Origin of the sequence: Actinoplanes awajinensis subsp. mycoplanecinus (assembly GCF_001509495.1) — a bacterium.
GTDB classification, from domain to species: Bacteria; Actinomycetota; Actinomycetes; order Mycobacteriales; family Micromonosporaceae; genus Actinoplanes; species Actinoplanes palleronii.
Window position 1 is genome coordinate 72,725 of sequence record NZ_LLZH01000200.1, and the last position, 15,128, is coordinate 87,852.

At 70.3% G+C, this 15,128-nt stretch carries 19 protein-coding genes; 12 read left to right on the forward strand and 7 right to left on the reverse strand.

Annotation, left to right across the window (positions count from 1 at the left end; all coding sequences use genetic code 11):
• Positions 1-111: 111 nt before the first annotated feature.
• On the reverse strand, positions 112-1,272 hold the full coding sequence (locus ADL15_RS21445) for an epoxide hydrolase family protein (protein ID WP_067693953.1): 1,161 nt from the start codon (positions 1,270-1,272) through the stop codon (positions 112-114).
• Between the two features lie 151 nt (positions 1,273-1,423).
• Here ADL15_RS21445 and ADL15_RS21450 point away from each other — a divergent pair, with 151 nt between their 5' ends.
• A complete protein-coding gene (locus ADL15_RS21450) occupies positions 1,424-1,993 on the forward strand; it encodes a TetR/AcrR family transcriptional regulator (protein WP_067694062.1) in 570 nt (189 codons plus the stop codon).
• Positions 1,994-2,017: 24 nt separating this feature from the next.
• On the opposite strand, the gene ADL15_RS21455 is transcribed toward ADL15_RS21450, so the two are convergent.
• Positions 2,018-2,587, reverse strand: coding sequence for a TetR/AcrR family transcriptional regulator (locus ADL15_RS21455; RefSeq protein ID WP_067693956.1), 570 nt, complete (start codon positions 2,585-2,587; stop codon positions 2,018-2,020).
• A gap of 64 nt (positions 2,588-2,651) precedes the next feature.
• Between ADL15_RS21455 and ADL15_RS21460 the strand changes: the two genes are divergently transcribed.
• The 4 genes from ADL15_RS21460 to ADL15_RS21475 all read left to right on the forward strand — a co-directional run bounded on the left by ADL15_RS21460 (position 2,652) and on the right by ADL15_RS21475 (position 5,003).
• Positions 2,652-3,581 (forward strand): NAD(P)-dependent alcohol dehydrogenase, encoded by a 930-nt coding sequence (locus tag ADL15_RS21460; protein ID WP_198170928.1) that lies wholly within the window; start codon positions 2,652-2,654, stop codon positions 3,579-3,581.
• 381 nt (positions 3,582-3,962) lie between these two features.
• Positions 3,963-4,298 (forward strand): hypothetical protein, encoded by a 336-nt coding sequence (locus ADL15_RS21465; protein ID WP_067693959.1) that lies wholly within the window; start codon positions 3,963-3,965, stop codon positions 4,296-4,298.
• A complete protein-coding gene (locus ADL15_RS21470) occupies positions 4,295-4,753 on the forward strand; it encodes a MerR family transcriptional regulator (RefSeq protein ID WP_067693962.1) in 459 nt (152 codons plus the stop codon). The genes ADL15_RS21465 and ADL15_RS21470 overlap by 4 nt, the downstream gene beginning before the upstream one ends.
• Positions 4,737-5,003, forward strand: coding sequence for a hypothetical protein (locus ADL15_RS21475; protein ID WP_067693965.1), 267 nt, complete (start codon positions 4,737-4,739; stop codon positions 5,001-5,003). The genes ADL15_RS21470 and ADL15_RS21475 overlap by 17 nt, the downstream gene beginning before the upstream one ends.
• A gap of 279 nt (positions 5,004-5,282) precedes the next feature.
• Here ADL15_RS21475 and ADL15_RS53110 read toward each other — a convergent pair whose 3' ends face one another.
• Positions 5,283-5,438 carry a hypothetical protein gene (locus ADL15_RS53110; protein ID WP_157441501.1) on the reverse strand — a complete coding sequence of 52 codons (156 nt, stop codon included), beginning with the start codon at positions 5,436-5,438 and terminating at the stop codon, positions 5,283-5,285.
• A 369-nt stretch (positions 5,439-5,807) separates the two neighbouring features.
• Here ADL15_RS53110 and ADL15_RS21480 point away from each other — a divergent pair, with 369 nt between their 5' ends.
• Complete coding sequence (locus ADL15_RS21480; RefSeq protein WP_157441502.1) at positions 5,808-6,188, forward strand: hypothetical protein; 381 nt, start codon at positions 5,808-5,810, stop codon at positions 6,186-6,188.
• A gap of 78 nt (positions 6,189-6,266) precedes the next feature.
• Here the strand turns inward: ADL15_RS21480 and ADL15_RS21485 are convergent, their stop codons facing one another.
• Positions 6,267-7,184 (reverse strand): AraC family transcriptional regulator, encoded by a 918-nt coding sequence (locus ADL15_RS21485; protein ID WP_067693971.1) that lies wholly within the window; start codon positions 7,182-7,184, stop codon positions 6,267-6,269.
• Between the two features lie 73 nt (positions 7,185-7,257).
• Here ADL15_RS21485 and ADL15_RS21490 point away from each other — a divergent pair, with 73 nt between their 5' ends.
• The 5 genes from ADL15_RS21490 to ADL15_RS21510 all read left to right on the forward strand — a co-directional run bounded on the left by ADL15_RS21490 (position 7,258) and on the right by ADL15_RS21510 (position 11,049).
• Positions 7,258-8,262 (forward strand): SDR family NAD(P)-dependent oxidoreductase, encoded by a 1,005-nt coding sequence (locus ADL15_RS21490; RefSeq protein WP_067693974.1) that lies wholly within the window; start codon positions 7,258-7,260, stop codon positions 8,260-8,262.
• Positions 8,263-8,281: 19 nt separating this feature from the next.
• Positions 8,282-8,725, forward strand: a complete 444-nt coding sequence (locus ADL15_RS21495) for a DUF6153 family protein (protein ID WP_157441503.1) — start codon at positions 8,282-8,284, stop codon at positions 8,723-8,725.
• Between the two features lie 86 nt (positions 8,726-8,811).
• Entirely contained in the window at positions 8,812-9,477 is a 666-nt protein-coding gene (locus ADL15_RS21500; protein ID WP_083971540.1) for a DUF305 domain-containing protein, read from the forward strand.
• Between the two features lie 154 nt (positions 9,478-9,631).
• A complete protein-coding gene (locus tag ADL15_RS21505) occupies positions 9,632-10,051 on the forward strand; it encodes a hypothetical protein (RefSeq protein ID WP_067693983.1) in 420 nt (139 codons plus the stop codon).
• Positions 10,052-10,332: 281 nt separating this feature from the next.
• A complete protein-coding gene (locus ADL15_RS21510; RefSeq protein ID WP_067693986.1) occupies positions 10,333-11,049 on the forward strand; it encodes an alpha/beta fold hydrolase in 717 nt (238 codons plus the stop codon).
• A gap of 132 nt (positions 11,050-11,181) precedes the next feature.
• On the opposite strand, the gene ADL15_RS21515 is transcribed toward ADL15_RS21510, so the two are convergent.
• The 3 genes from ADL15_RS21515 to ADL15_RS21525 are packed head-to-tail and all read right to left on the reverse strand — an operon-like array spanning position 11,182 to position 14,305.
• Positions 11,182-12,366 (reverse strand): ABC transporter permease, encoded by a 1,185-nt coding sequence (locus ADL15_RS21515; protein ID WP_067693989.1) that lies wholly within the window; start codon positions 12,364-12,366, stop codon positions 11,182-11,184.
• Complete coding sequence (locus tag ADL15_RS21520) at positions 12,363-13,052, reverse strand: ABC transporter ATP-binding protein (protein ID WP_067693992.1); 690 nt, start codon at positions 13,050-13,052, stop codon at positions 12,363-12,365. Before ADL15_RS21520 ends, ADL15_RS21515 begins: the two co-directional genes overlap by 4 nt.
• Positions 13,049-14,305 (reverse strand): efflux RND transporter periplasmic adaptor subunit, encoded by a 1,257-nt coding sequence (locus tag ADL15_RS21525; protein ID WP_157441504.1) that lies wholly within the window; start codon positions 14,303-14,305, stop codon positions 13,049-13,051. Before ADL15_RS21525 ends, ADL15_RS21520 begins: the two co-directional genes overlap by 4 nt.
• 91 nt (positions 14,306-14,396) lie before the next feature.
• Here ADL15_RS21525 and ADL15_RS21530 point away from each other — a divergent pair, with 91 nt between their 5' ends.
• Positions 14,397-15,113, forward strand: coding sequence for a response regulator transcription factor (locus tag ADL15_RS21530; RefSeq protein WP_067693995.1), 717 nt, complete (start codon positions 14,397-14,399; stop codon positions 15,111-15,113).
• Positions 15,114-15,128: the final 15 nt, after the last annotated feature.

Consider the following 15,128-nt stretch of genomic DNA (forward strand, 5'->3'; position numbering starts at 1 on the left):
CCCGGCAATGATTAAGTCCAGTGCACTCTCGTTACGCCAGCATTTACCGTCATGCAATGGAATCCATGCGGTGCTCGACGCGCTCCCGGAGGCGGGCAGAGCGAGATGGCTTCAGGAACGAAGGGTGCGCAGGCCGGCGCGGATTTCGCTGACCAGGATCTCGGGCTGCTCCAGTGCGGCGAAGTGGCCGCCCTTGTCGGCCTCGCCGTAGTGGATCAGGTTGCTGTAGGTGTCTTCGACCCAGCTTCGCGGCAGGCGCGGGATGTCCCCGGGGAAGACGGTCACCGCGACCGGAAGTGTCAGCTTCGGGCCGGCGAAGGTCCCCGACCGGTTCTCCCAGTAGATGCGGCCGGATGACGCCGCGCTGTTGGTGAACCAGTAGAGCGATATCGCGTCGAGCATGTCGTCGACGCTGAGGACGTCCTCGGCGAGCCCGCGATTGTCGGTCTTGGACTGGAACTTCTCGTAGATCCAGGCCGCTTGGCCGGCGGGCGAGTCGGCCAAGGCGATGCCGACGGTCTCCGGCTTGGTGCTCTGCAGGTGGTTCGAGCCACCGAGATCACCGGTGTAGCGGGCGAGGGTGTCCACGGCGTAGCGCTGTTCGGGCGACAGGGTGTCCGGTATCCGGGCCGGGAAGGCGAACGGGGTGTTCAGGTGAATGCCGAGAAGCCCCTCGGGCTGCATGGCACCGAGGGCGGTGGTGACGACGGCGCCCCAGTCGCCGCCCTGCGCGGCCCATCTCGGGTAACCGAGGCGGTTCATCAGCTCCACCCACGCACTCGCGATGCGCGACACCGTCCACCCGGTCGTCGCGGGCTTCTGGGAGAACCCGAACCCGGGCAGCGACGGGATCACCACGTCGAAGGAATCGGCGGCGTCCGCGCCGTACGCGACCGGATCGGTCAGCGGGCCGATCAGCTTCAGGAACTCGACGATCGAGCCCGGCCATCCGTGCGTCAGGATCAGCGGGATCGCGCCGGGATTCTTGGACCTGACGTGGATGAAGTGGATGTCCAGCCCGTCGATCTCGGTCAGGAACTGGGGGAACTGATGGAGATCGGACTCGAAGCGCCGCCAGTCGTAGCGGTGCTCCCAGTGCTCGACCAGAGATCTGGCGTTCGCCACGCGAACCCCTTGTGACCAGTCGCCCACCGTTTCCGGATCCGGCCAGCGGGTTGCGGCCAGTCGCCGCTTCAGGTCGTCGATCTCCGCATCCGCAATCGAGACGGTGAACGGGCGGATGAGGGCCGAGGTCGGCGTCGGTACGGTCATGACCTTCTCCCCTGAGCTCCGGAACGCGGCACAATTCTCATTGCGCACTGGTGTGCAGCGTATGTCAATGCACACTGCTGTGCAGTGTGATTCGTTGCACACGGATGCGCAATGATGAGTCGTGCCCGCCGAGTCCTCCCGTCTGCGCTCGATGAATGAGACCCGTGATCGCATCCTCGACGTCGCCCTCGACGTGCTGGGCGACAACCCCGACGCCGGCATGGGCGACATCGCCGCCGCCGCCGGCGTCGTCCGCCGCACCGTCTACGGCCACTTCCCGTCGCGCCTGGACCTGATCCGGACCCTCACGGAACGGGCCGTCGCGGAGATGACAGACGTGCTCGCCGAAGTCAACGCCGCCGCCGCCGAAGCAGACGCGACGTGGGTCGCGTTCATCGCCCGCATCTGGCCGGTGACACACCGGTATCGCGTGCTGCTGGCGCTGCGCCGGGGCGAGTACGGCGAGGCGATCCACAGCCTGCTCGGGCCGGTCGATGAGCTCCTCGCCGACCTGGTGAAACGCGGCCAGGACAGCAGCCGGTTCGCACAGCACCTGCCGGCCGGGATCCTGAGCCAGGTCGCCTACGGCGCGGTATTCGCCATCGCGACCAGCGACCTGCCGAACGAGAACCCCGACCCCCGCGCAGCGACGATCACCAGCTTGCTGATGCTGGGGGTTCCCGAGACGCGCGCCGTCGCTCTCCTGGACGACCAGCCCTGACCTGCGGTCCGGGCAGGCGCCGCGTCAATCACCCTTGAGGCCCAGCAACGCCGAGAGGGTGGTCGTGGCGAGTTGTTCCGGCTCCCCGCCCAGGCCGTAGCGGTCGTGTGGCTGCTGCAGGTGCAGCACCGCCAGGCCGTGCAGCGTGACCCAGAGGGAGCGGGCGGTGATCTCCGATGAGGCGTGGGTGGCGATCTCCCCGCTGTGCTGGGCCGCGGTGATCGCCCGGAGCAGCGTCTCGAAGGCGGCTCGGCCCGCGACGGACTCCGTCCCGCCGGGCCGGCTGCGGAACATCGTGACGAACAGCCCCGGATTGTCGTGCGCGAACCGGACGTAGACGCCGCCCAGGCCGGCGAGCCCGCTGGCCTGCTCGAGCCGTTCGGCGAGCGTCGCGTAGCCCTCCTCGGCCACCGCGCCCAGTAGTTCGTCACGGTTGCGGAAATGCCGGTAGGGGGCGGCGGTGCTGACCCCGGCGCGCCGGGCGACCTCGTTGAGGCTGAACTGCCCGTGCCCCCGCTCGGCGAGGATCTCCTTGGCCCCGTTGATCAGCGCCTGCCGCAGCGTCCCGTGGTGATAAGTCCCGCGCTCCGCCATGTTGACGACTCTAACATTGCTGCTATGTTAGTGCCGTTCACATCGAACGATCACGGAGGTTTCCATGCAGCAGATGGCGGCGGCACAGTTCCAGCGGTACGGCGGCCCCGAAGTGCTGGAGCTGACGACGGTGCCCCGGCCGTCCGCGGGTCCCGGCGAGGTGCTGGTGAAGGTGGAGGCGGCCGCGGTCAACCACCACGACGCGGTGGTCCGCAGCGGCACCCTGAAAATCGTGACCGGCCGCAGGTTCCCGCTCGGCGTCGGCCTCGACTTCGCCGGGACAGACATGTCCACGGGCACCCCCGTCTGGGGCATGGTCTCCCCGAAATCGGGTCACGTCACCGGTTCCGCCGCGGAGTACGTCGTGGTGCCGGCCGACCGGGTGGCCCGCATGCCTGCCTCGCTGACGTGGACCGACGCGGCTGCGCTGGTGACGTCGGGCACGACAGCGCTGACTGCCCTGCGTGACGTGACCCGGGTCCGCCCCGGCGAGCGGGTACTGATCCGCGGCGCCGCCGGCACCGTCGGGATGGTCGCCGTCCAGCTCGCCGTCGCCCTGGGCGCGCACGTGGCCGCCTTGGCCGGTGCCCGCGACCTCGACTTCGTGACGTCCCTGGGTGCGCACGAGGTCATCGACTACCGGACGGTGACACCGGCCGATCTCGAGCCCTCGGACGTCATCGTGGACACGACCGGAACGGACCTGCTCGCCTACCGCCGGCGCCTCACGTGCGGCGGACGCATGGTCACCGTCAACTTCGGCTCGGCGAAAGCGATGACGGCCATCGCCGCCTCGACCGTCTTCGGCGAGCAGCGCGTGCGCACGTTCAGCAGCTACCCGGACACCCGGCTCCTCGACGACCTGGCCGGACACGTGGCCACCGGCTCGGTCTGGCCGGTAGTGGACACGATCTTCCCGTTGCACCGCATCACCGACGCTCACCGCGCCCTCACCGAACCCGGCCATCGAGGCAAACTCGTCCTCGTCCCCTGACACCGGCCTCGCTGCGCCCGCGCCGGCCTGACCCCCGGCTCCGGCCGCTGGATCGCCGCTCAGGGCCTCGGCTGTCATGTCGGCTCGGCAGACCATCTGCGCACGGCGTTGCTGTCCGGTTTCCGGCCGCAAAAAACTATTTTGTACGGCCACAGCAAGACCGTCGCGGACCGCGACGCCGCGTACGCCTCCGGTGCCGGCCTGGTCCTGGGCACCCTGGCGGAGGTGCAGACGGTCGCCGCCCAGCCGGGGTTGCGCGCCGATCGTGGCGTCCGAGCTGCCAACGGACCTCGCCTGACCGAAGACCTCCGGCACACAGGGGCAGCCGACCTCCCCGTCAGGGTTGCATCCGGTACCCAGGTACAGGCTTAGCCTCGAGGCATGACCACCACCGAGGACCCGGCATGGGTGCCTGAGGCCTGCACCCTGCCCACCGTCGCACGGCCGTTGCGGCTGGCCGAGTTCGACGACCTGTTCGCCACCGCACTGCGCGGCCAGCAGCGCCTGTCACCCACCGTGCTGCGCTGGGACCTCGACCCGGCAGCCGAGACCACGGCCCGGGACCTGGCCGGCCGGGAGAGCGGCTGCTGCTCGTTCTTCAGCTTCACGTTCCACCCCGGCGACGGGCTGCTCGGGCTTGACGTCAAGGTCCCGGACGCACACGTCGCGGTGCTCGACGCGCTCGCCGAGCGGGCCACCGCCCGGGTCCGGCCGTGACCGGCCTGCGCAGCGGCCAGGTCGCCGACGCGGCCGGGGTGAATCTGCAGACGCTGCGCTACTACGAACGTCGTGGGCTGCTGGCCGAGCCGGACCGCAGCCTCGGCGGCCACCGGCTCTATCCCGCCGAAACGGTCACCGTGCTGAAGGTGATCAAGGCGGCGCAGCGGCTCGGGTTCACCCTGGACGAGGTCGCCGACCTGCTCGCCACCGGTGGGCACCGGCACGGCCGCCCGGACACCGGGCTCCAGCAGCGGGCCCAGGTGAAACTCGCCGAGGTGGAGACGAAGATCGCCGACTTGCAGGTGATCGCGTCGACCCTGCGGGCCGCGGTCGCCGCGGGCTGCGACGACCTGGTCACCTGCGCCGGCCGGCCGTGCTGCCCGATACCGTTCGCCACCATCGCCTCCGCCCCGCCCGCCACTGAAGGAGCATCCGATGCCGACCCTCGCTGACCGGTTACGCCGCCTGCTGCCGTCCGGGCTGACCGGCCTGGCCGGGATCGCCTGCGCCGCGTGCTGTGTGCTCCCGTTGCTCCTGGCCGCCGGGGTGCTGTCCGGCGCGGGCTGGGCGGTCGCCGTCGACTGGATGCCCGGCCTCACCGTGGCCCTCGCGGCAGCCGCGGCCGGCACCTGGTGGTGGACGTCGCGGCGACGCCACCGTGCCGGGTGCGCCGGCGGCGGTTGCGCCTGCGAGACAGCGTGAGCGCCTTGACTCCGGTCGGCGTCCGGGTTCCGATGCAGAGCCGGTATACCCAAAGGCCGTGACGACCGGGCGAGCCAGACGCCCGCCTCGCCACGCCGACGATCGTGCCCTTGCTGTCCCCAGTGCAGTCGGCAACGAACCGGGGCGCTTCTCGATCCGCCAGCCGCCGGCCGTGTCTGTCCGGATCGTCCCTGGCTGAGACTGTCCAAGCCGCCGCGAACCCTGTCGGCGGCAGTTCGATGCAGACACCGCGGTGTGGACCTGATCAACCGACGGTCTTCATTCCTCATTGGAGGATTTGAGAGTGCCGAGGATCAGCATCACGGCGAAGGCCGCCAAGCCGACGCCGAGCCAGAAGTGGCCGGGCATCACGGCTCCCGCGCAAGAGAGCAGCACGAAGCCTGCGAAAAACACGATCATCTTCAGGTTTTCCATCGTCGGCACCCGTCCGATCCGGATCCTGTCAGCGTAGGAGGTCCCTCCAACGAGTGTGCTCTCCCGGCTTCGCGTCCGTGGCAGCGCAACCCCGCCCGCATACCGCTGATCACCGATTCACTCGAGATCGTCCTCATCGCGCGCCGGCTGTCCTGATCGACGGCTGGCGGCCGAGGCACCGTCGATAAGGCCGCAGAGCGCCCGGCGGCGGCCGTCGTAATCCACGGCACCACGCCGCTGCAGCTGGTCGCCAGTGCCCCGATCGCCTGCCAGGAGCCGTATGGGTCGACAACGGCCTGCCTCATCTGGTCGCCCACGCCTTGACCGTTTCGCGTGCGCCACTCCAAACGGCAGCATGGGGCTGCCGCCATGGCCCCGCCTACCAACGCGCCGTGGTTCGCGGGGTCGTTGCGCTACTGGCAGCTCTACCTCGCTGCCCTCGACGGCGCTGGCGACGACCTGGTCGAACAGCTCACCGAGGCCTGGGAACGGACCCGCGCCTGGCGCCACCGGAGAGACTTGGGACGGTTGTTGTGCGACGTACTCGAGGCCCGTGGTGATTACGTGGGTGCGCTGGAGCTCGCTCTGAAGGTCGACGAGGTGGAACGTGATGCCGGCGCGGAGACCGTGCCCGCGCGGATCGCCTGCCTACTCGCCCGCACCGGACGACTGGCCGAGGCCGCCGCGACCTACATCGTGGAGGAACGCGAACTGGTCCGCTATCCGCTCCGGCGGCGCCAATCCGTCTGACCTCTACAGGCTGACCTACCGCGACCGTGATGCTGATCCAGGGACGTGGCGCGGCGCCGAATCCCCTGCGAGCCGTGATCAGTTGGCCTCGTTGCGGATGCGGGCGCGGTAACGCAAGGGTGACTCGCCGACCTCGCGTTTGAAGGCGGTGCTGAACGCACTCTCCGACGTGTAACCCAGGTCTGCCGCGATCGCGCCCACCCGCACGTCGCCGTCGCGCAGCGCGCGCTGGGCCAGCAGCATGCGCCAGCCGTTCAGGTAGGTCAGCGGCGGCACCCCGGCCACCGCCCGGAAGCGTTCCGCGAAGGACGTGCGGGACATCGCCGCGGCGTACGCCAGCTCCTCCAGCTTCCAGACCCGGCCCGGTTCGGCGTGCATGCGGCTGACCGCGGGGCGCAGGCGCGCGTCGGTCAGCACCCGCAACCGTCCCGGCGGCAGGTCCGCCTGCCCCACATATGCCCGGAGCACTTCGAGGACCAGCAGCTGCGCGTACTGCCGGACGGCGAAGCCCGATCCCATCCGCGCAGCGCTCACCTCATCGACGAGCTGGCCGACGATGACGCGCAGCCGGGTGGCCTCCGGGGCGTTCGCGCGGACGTGGCCGACCGGCGGAAGCGCCTGCAGCAGCAAGTCCTCACCGGCCCGGTTGAGCAGCACCCGGCCACCCAGGACGAGATCGCCATCCGCGCCGGCGGTCAGCACGCCGGTGGCCAGGTCGGTGATCTCCGGCTCGATCTCCCGCACCGGGCCGTCACCGGAACCGCCCTCGAGCTCGAGCCAGGACCGGTTGTTCACGATGGCGACGTCGCCCTCCTCGAGGTGCACCGGCGCGTCGAGGCCGTCGGCCGACAGCCGCGCGCTCCCGCGCACCATCACCGTGAGCTTCAGCGGGGTCCGGCTGAACGAGCGGGCCACCCACCGCCCGTGCGCCGCGAACGCACCGGTCACCTGCCCCCGCGCCTCAACGACCTCGAACACCTCAGAGAATTCGTCCACACCCGGACTATCGCAAAGAAAAAACGAATTTCAAACCATTCATCGTACGATAAATAGCTCCTAGCCTTGCCTCATGACCACCGGACAACAGCACCGCATCGACACTCCGTTCACCGCCGCATCGACGGCCGACGAGGTTCTGACCGGCCTCGACCTGACCGGCCGGCACGTCGTCATCACCGGCGGCACCGGCGGCCTCGGCCTGGAGGTCACCCGCGCGCTGAGCAAGGCCGGCGCGTCGATCACCGTCGCGGCCCGCACCACCGGACGCGCCGCCGCCACCCTGGCCGGCATCGACCGTGTCGAGGTCGGCGAGTTGGACCTGCTCGACCCGGCCTCGATCGACGCCTTCGCGAGCCGCTACCTCGCCACCGGCCGCCCGCTGCACATGCTCATCAACAGCGCCGGCAACACCTACGGCAAGCACACCCTGGACGCCCGCGGCTACGAGGCGGGTTTCGCCGCGTTCCACCTCGGCCACTTCCAGCTCACCCTGGCCCTGCACCCGGCGTTGCAGGCCGCGCACGGCGCCCGGGTCGTCAACGTCTCCTCCGGCGCGCACCGCACCAGCGACATCCGCTGGGACGACCTGCACTTCGCGCAGGGTTACAACGGCAACCTCGCCTACGGGCAGACCAAGACCGCCGGCGTCCTGTTCGCCGTCGAACTCGACCGGCGCTGGGCCGGCGAGGACATCCGCGCGTTCGCCGTGCACCCCGGCATCTCCATCGCCTCGAGCCTGGCCCACATGGAGCAGGGCACCTTCACCATGCGGCAGTTGCAGGCGATGGGGCTGGTCGACGAGAACGAGCAGCCGATCATCGACCCCGAGCACGAGAAGAAGACCCCGCAGCAGGCCGCCGCGACGATCGTGTTCGGCGCGACCAGCCCGCTGCTCGACGGCATCGGCGGCGTCTACCTGAAGAACAGCAATGTCGCGCCCCTGGACCCGACCCCGTGGGGCCCCACCCCGGTGGGCGAGAAGCCGATCGTGCTGTCCGACGCCGCACCGCACGCGCTCGACCCCGCGTCGGCGCAGCGGCTCTGGGAACTCAGCGAAAAACTGCTCACCAGGTAGTTCCGCTATCGTGGTCGCCGTGACGAGCACAGCAGCGGCAACGATCGGGCGTACCGCCCGGACGGTGCTGCTGCTGTGCACCGTGTTCGGGTTGGCGACCATGCACACGCTGGGCCACGCCGGCGTACGCGCCGAGCACTCCGGCGCCGCGGCGATGATCACCGTCTCAGCGGCCACGGCCCTGACCGGAGCGTCGTTCGTCGCTGCCCCAGCCGCCGAGACCTGCCCGGACGATCACTGCACCGGCCACCACGACCACGATCAGATGAGCGTGTGGAGCGTGTGCCTGGCCATCCTGGGCGGGCTCACCGTCATCGTGTTGCTGGCGCTGGCATTGCTGGCCGGTGCCCGCCCGGATCTGCGTCCGCGCGGCGCCGGGGCATCACGGCGACCGGCCACCCGCGCGCCCCCGGTCGCCGGTGCCGGGCTCACCCTCGCTTCGACAGCGGTGCTGCGCATATAGGAGCTCGCGTCCCTCGGTCACGGCCATCCGCCGTGTCCCAGGGCAGCTTCCGCACACCCGTAACCTGTCGAAAGGTCAGTTCCGCGATGTTGCGTACCTCCATGCTGTCTTCTCCCACCTGGCGCCGTGGCCTGCTGGCCGGCGCCGCCGTGACCGCCACACTGGTGCTCTCCGCCTGCGGCGGTGACGACACCGCCGCGGACTCCGGCATGAACCACGGCGGCACGACGCCGGCCACGGCCGCCTCCGCGGCGACGTTCACCGACGCCGATGTCACGTTCGCCGGCTCGATGATCCCGCACCACCAGCAGGCCGTGCAGATGGCAGCCCTGGCCGACGGCCGGGCCGGCAGCAGCGAGGTCAAGGACCTCGCCGCCACCATCAAGGCCGCACAGCAGCCCGAGATCGACACCATGAGCCAGTGGCTGACTGCCTGGGGTCACCCGATGCCGGCGATGAGCGGCTCCGTGATGCCCGGCATGGACGCCTCGGTGATGCCCGGCATGGACCACGACGCGATGCCCGGCGCCATGTCGCCGGCCGACATGGACAAGCTGACCACGGCCAAGGGAGCCGCGTTCGACAAGCAGTTCCTCACTTTGATGATCAGTCACCACGAAGGCGCCGTCACCATGGCTCAGCAGGAAGTCGCTCAGGGCACCAGCCCGGAGGCGAAGACCCTCGCGCAAAAGATCATCACGGATCAGCAGGCCGAGATCACCGAGATGAAGGGCCTGCTCGGCAAACTCTGATGCCGTCGTCCGCACCACGCCGGTAGCCGCCGGGAAGGTGGCGCCGGTGCTGCAACTGTGCGCAGCACCGGCGCCCTCGGTGCCCATCAGCCCGGGCACCCGGCAAGATCGATGCCCGTGCCGGGTGTATCCCACGATGTCGTAGCCTGACCCGATGACGCATCCCCAGCCGACGAGTCGCGCAGCGTGGCCGCTGCGCTGGCTGCTGGTGGTGCTTACCCTGACCGGCCTCGGACTGCTGCAGGGCGCGCACTGCGGCGCGATCCACCCGCCGCACCTCGGCGTGAACACCGCCGACCGGCTGGACACCACGGCACACGCCGGATTCGCCGCCGGCAACGACGCCACGCACGGTGACCACCCGGTCGGCGCCGAACGGCCGGCCTCCGGCGCGAGCACCGAGGACTGCGACGCCGAGGCGCGAACGACCACCTTCACCATCGTCAGCGCCGCTGCGGTGCATCCACCGGTCACGATCACCCGCATCGGCGCGACCAGGCCGCGCCCGGCACCACCACGCCCGCGCCCGGTCAGCACGGCCACACTCAGCCAGCTCGGCATCAGCCGCATTTAGGACACCGGCCGCGCTGCCCCGCCACCAGGGGCAGCTCACCGCCATCACGGCTCAGCCCTCCGCGCGGAGGCCTGCGTCGCTGTGCCGCGCACTCGCGGCTCCGTCCTAACACTTCGCGTTGAAAGCCGACTTTTCATGACTTCGTCTGGCATCGTGCCGTCCGACATTTTCTTTCGCGCCGCCATGCGCGGCGAGCGACCGGGCCGCTGGGCGCACCATCCGCATGGCCCTGCCGGCCCGCGTCCGGAAGGCTCCGGCCGTGACGCAGCGGTGGCGCAGCGATGAAGGAGCAGATCCTTCCGCCGCTGCGCACCAGCCACGCGTGGCCAGGCCTCCAGGGCCGGTGGTGCTACGACACGTGGGGCCGCAACGGCCGGCCGGTGGTGCTGCTGCCCGCGGTCCTGTTCGGCCGGGAACTCTGGTGGCCGCTGGCTGCCGAGCTGCGCCCACACGCCACGGTGATCGCCGTCGACCTGCCCGGCCACCGCGACAGCGGTGACCGGCGCGGGCGGTACACGCCCGACGACCTGATCGACGATCTCGCCGGCCTGATCTACAGCCTGGGTGTCCGGCGGGCTCCGGTCATCGTCGGGCACGCCTCGTCGGCGGCGCTGGCGACCCTGTTCGCTACCCGGTACGCCACCCACGCGGTCGTCACCGTCGACGCCACCGTCCCCGCCGACCCGGCGACATCGGCAGCCGTCGACTACGAGGCGTACCTGGCCGCCCTGCCCCTGGACGACATCCCCGCCGCGTTCCGGTCGCTGGCCCAGCCCCGCGACGCACCCGGCCTGCTCCGCGCCTACCAGCCATGCCTCGACCTCACCGTGACACCGGCACCCGGCACGGCGGCGCTGGCCGTGCACAGCAGCCCGCCCGGCAACTGCCCCGGCGCCGCGAGGCACTGCTGGCAGCAGCACGTCTACCACCGGCCCGGCAGGTTCGCGCACCTGACCGACCTGCGTCGCCTGGCCTCGGACATCACCACCCTGGTGTGAGGTGGCCGGCGCAGACCTGGTGGCGGACCGGAGCCGGCCCGCCGGTGACGGTGAGGTTGCGGCCGGACCGGTTCCGGCCGATGCCGCCGGCGGGAGCGCCGCTCGTGGCGGTCCGGCCCGGCAGGTCGTCGGTCAGCTTCCGCTGAGCGCCTCGGTGGGCATGAGCCGGGCGGCGCGCATCGCCGGGTAGGCGCCGGCGACCGCACCGATCAGCGCTGCCCCGCCGAGGCCGGTCAGCGTGGCTCCGGCGGGGATGACCACCGGCCAGTTCTGTGACCACGCGTATCCGGTGGTCGCGGTGATGCCGAGCAGGGTTCCGCCGATGCCGCCCAGTGCGGACAGCACGACCGCCTCGGTGAGGAATTGGGCCCGGATCTGGCCGCGGTGGGCGCCCAGTGCGCGGCGCAGCCCGATCTCGGCGCGCCTTTCCAGGACCGAGATCACCATGGTGTTGGCGACCCCGATGCCACCGACCAGCAGCGCCACCGCGGCCAGGCCGAGGAACAGCGCCGAGAAGCTGGTCTGGGTGGCCCGTTTGGCGGCCAGCGCGTCGGACGGGGCGGTGACCTGGACGTCGGACGGGTGCTGCGGGTCGACGGTGGCGGGGAGCACGGCCCGGACGGCCTCGATGTAGTCCTCCTGAGCCTGCAGGTAGATCACCGTGGGATGGCCGTCGAAACGCAGCAGCGTACGGGCGGCGTTCCAGCCGATCAGCACCGCACGGTCGATGTCGGGGTGCAGCGCGATGCTGTGCAGGATGCCGATGACGGTGAACCACTGGTCGCCGATCATCACCTGCGGCGGGGTCGCACCGGCGGGCAGGTCGCTGAAGCCGAGCCGGGTCGCGGCCACCGAGCCGAACACCACCATCGGCAGTTTTTCACTGGTGGCGTCGAGGAAACGACCGGAGCGGACTGTGCCGTTGAGGGTGGTCAGCAGGTTGCTCTTGCCGGCCAGGACGGTCAGGCCGAGCCCGTCCTGGGAATCGGTGCGGTCGTTGCGGCGGACCACGGTGTGTGTGTTGGCCACGGCGCTGGCGGTGAGGACCGGTCCGATCCGCGCCACCATGGCGGGTGCCTCCTCCGGCAGGGTCACCGGCGGGTCGCGATCGATGGGTGCGGCCTGCAGGGTATTGGTGCCCAGTGCCGACAGGGTCCGCAGCAGGTCCGCCTGGCTGGACGCCGGGATGCCGGTCACCACGACCATCGTCGCGATGCCGATGGAGATTCCCAACGCCGACAGCAGTGCTCGCATCTTGCGGGTACGGATGCCGATCAGGCCGACACCGAGCAGGTCACGAGGGCCGAGCCGGCTCATGCGGCACTCTCCGTCGAGATCACGTCCGCGACGAGGCGCCCATCGCGCATGTGTACCTGCCGTGGTGCCCGGGCGGCGATGTCCCGATCGTGGGTGATGAGCGCGATGGTCGTGCCCTCCGCATTCAGTTCGGTCAGCAGCCCCAGTACGGCCTGGCCGTTGGCCGTGTCGAGGGCACCGGTCGGTTCGTCCGCCAGCACCAGGACCGGACCGTTCACCAGGGCTCGGGCGATGGCAACCCGCTGCCGCTCACCGCCGGACAACTCGTGCGGGCGGTGGGTCATGCGATGGCCGAGCCCGACCCGGTCGAGGGCCTCCTCGGCCATGGCGCGCCGGTTGCGCCGCGGGATGCCGGCGTAGAGCAGGCCGGTGGCGACGTTCTCGGCGGCGCTCAGCCCGGCGGTGAGGTGGAACTGCTGGAAGATGAAGCCGAGCAGCCGGCCGCGAATGTCGGACAGGTCGCGGTCGGAGAGCCGGGTGACGTCCTGGCCCAGGATCTCGATCGTTCCGGAGGTGGGCCGGTCGAGCGTCCCCATGATGTTCAGCAGGGTCGACTTGCCGGAGCCGGAGGGCCCGACGATGGCCAGCATTTCGCCCCGTTCGATCCGGAGGGACACCTCGTCGAGAGCGGTGACCTCGGGGGCATACCGCATGCTTGCCCGGCGCACCGACAGCACCGTGCTCACGACGTCGTCACCACGGTCATGCCCTCGTCGACACCGGTCCCGCTGACCTCGACCTGACCGTCGGCGAAGATGCCGGTCTTGACGGCGATCAGGGCGCCGGCGGGTGTCTGCAGCGCGTACCCGCCCTCTTGCAGCGCGAGCAGCGCGCTGATCGGGACGGTCAGGACCTGTTTGTGGGTCTGCGCCGCGAAGGAGACCTGCAGATCGGCCGAGTCGACCAGCTTGAGCTTCGACGGCTGGTCCAGGACGAGGGTGATGGTGAGTTTCGGGTTCGACGGGTCACCGCCGTCCGGGGTCTGCAACGCCGTGCCTACCGAGGTCACGGTGGCCGGCGCAGTGGTGCCGTCGGAGAGGGCCACCGTGGCGTGATCGCCGTTGTCGACGGCGGCGGCCTCACTCTGGTCGGCCAGCGCGGTGATCACTTTGCTGGTCGACGTGGCCGACAGCAGCTCTCCCGAGGCGGGGGCACCGACCTGCGCCGATAGTGCACTGACGCGGACCGCGGCCGGGAGCACCAGGACGGAACCGACCGTGAGCTCGCCGCTCGCCGGGAGCTCGAGGTGTCGCTGCCAGGCTTTGATCGCCGTGATCAGGGCCGCGGTCAGGACTGCTTCACCGTCGTGGACCGTCCTGGTGATGACCTTTGAGGGGGGATGCGGCTGGGTAATGGTCGGCACCTTGTCTGTCGGGGCCGCCGGCGAAGGAGCTCCCGCGGGCGCGTCGGTCGTGACGGCTGTTCCTGGTGACGGTTGTCCGCCTACCGCGTAGCCCAGGGCGCGCAGGTTGTTGAACACCATCCGCACGTCGCGCCCCACGGTGCCCCTGGTGTCGAGATCCCGGAAGAGGGGGATCCTGCCGTAGAACAGCGGCACGGCTTGGTCGTTCACCGCGTACACCCGCTGTCCGCGAGTGATCGTCGTCCCGGCGGCCGGCAGCCAGGTGATCACTCCGTTCCCGCTGCCGGTGATGACGCGGGTCGCGCCGTAACCGAGAGTTCCGGAGATGGTGCGCGCGGTGGAGATGTCCCCTCTGGTGACCGTCGTGGTCGCCGTCGGGGTCACCGGTTCCGCTCGCTGGTCGGCAGCGGCGGCTCGACCGGCCCACCGGGCGAAGCCGAGACCCAGGCCCAGGACGGACAGGGCCGCGATGACGCAGACGACGCCGACAAGACGGCGCCGGCTGCGGGATCGACTCGGCCGGGATGCCGCCGAGATGGCCGATCCGGCGGGCACGGATCGCGGGATCATTCGCATACCGGCAGGTTGCCGGGCGATTGTCGAGAGATTGTCAAGGAAGAAACCGCACGTTGGCGACGGTCGCCGGTGGCGGCTTATAGTCCGCCGGGTGTGCGCTGACATTCTCGTCGCCGAGGACAACCGCCGTCAGGCCGACCTGGTGGGCAGCTACTTGCGGGCCGAAGGCCATCGGCTCCTCGTCGTGCACGACGGGCGCGAGGCGCTCGCCGAGGCACGCCGGACGCGACCGGATCTGATCATTCTCGACGTGATGATGCCGGGCCTCGACGGCCTGAACGTGTGCCGGATCCTGCGTAAGGAGTCGTCGGTGCTGGTCCTGATGCTCACCGCCCGTTCCGGAGAGGACGACTTGCTGCTCGGGCTGGACCTGGGCGCCGACGACTACGTGACAAAGCCGTACAGCCCGCGGGAGTTGGTGGCTCGGGTGCGTACCCTGCTGCGGCGCGTGGATCGGGTCCGGGTCGACGACGACCTGCTGCACGTCGGTGACCTGACGATGGATGTACCCCGGCGGTCCGTCACCATCGGTGAGCGAGAAATCTCGTGTACGCCGGCCGAGTTCGCGATCCTGGCGATGCTGGCCGGGCAGCCCGATCGGATCTTCACTCGCGGCCAGCTGCTCGCACACGCGCAGGGACTGGACCGGGACTCCACCAACCGGGCGGTCGACACCCACGTGCTGAATCTGCGGCGCAAGATCGAGAACAACCCGCGGCATCCGGTCCGGCTGCTGTCCGTGTACGGCCTCGGATACAAGCTCACCGATCCGGCCGTCGCGCCGAAAGACGCTGATGCGCCGTCCTGACCTGCCGTGGCATCG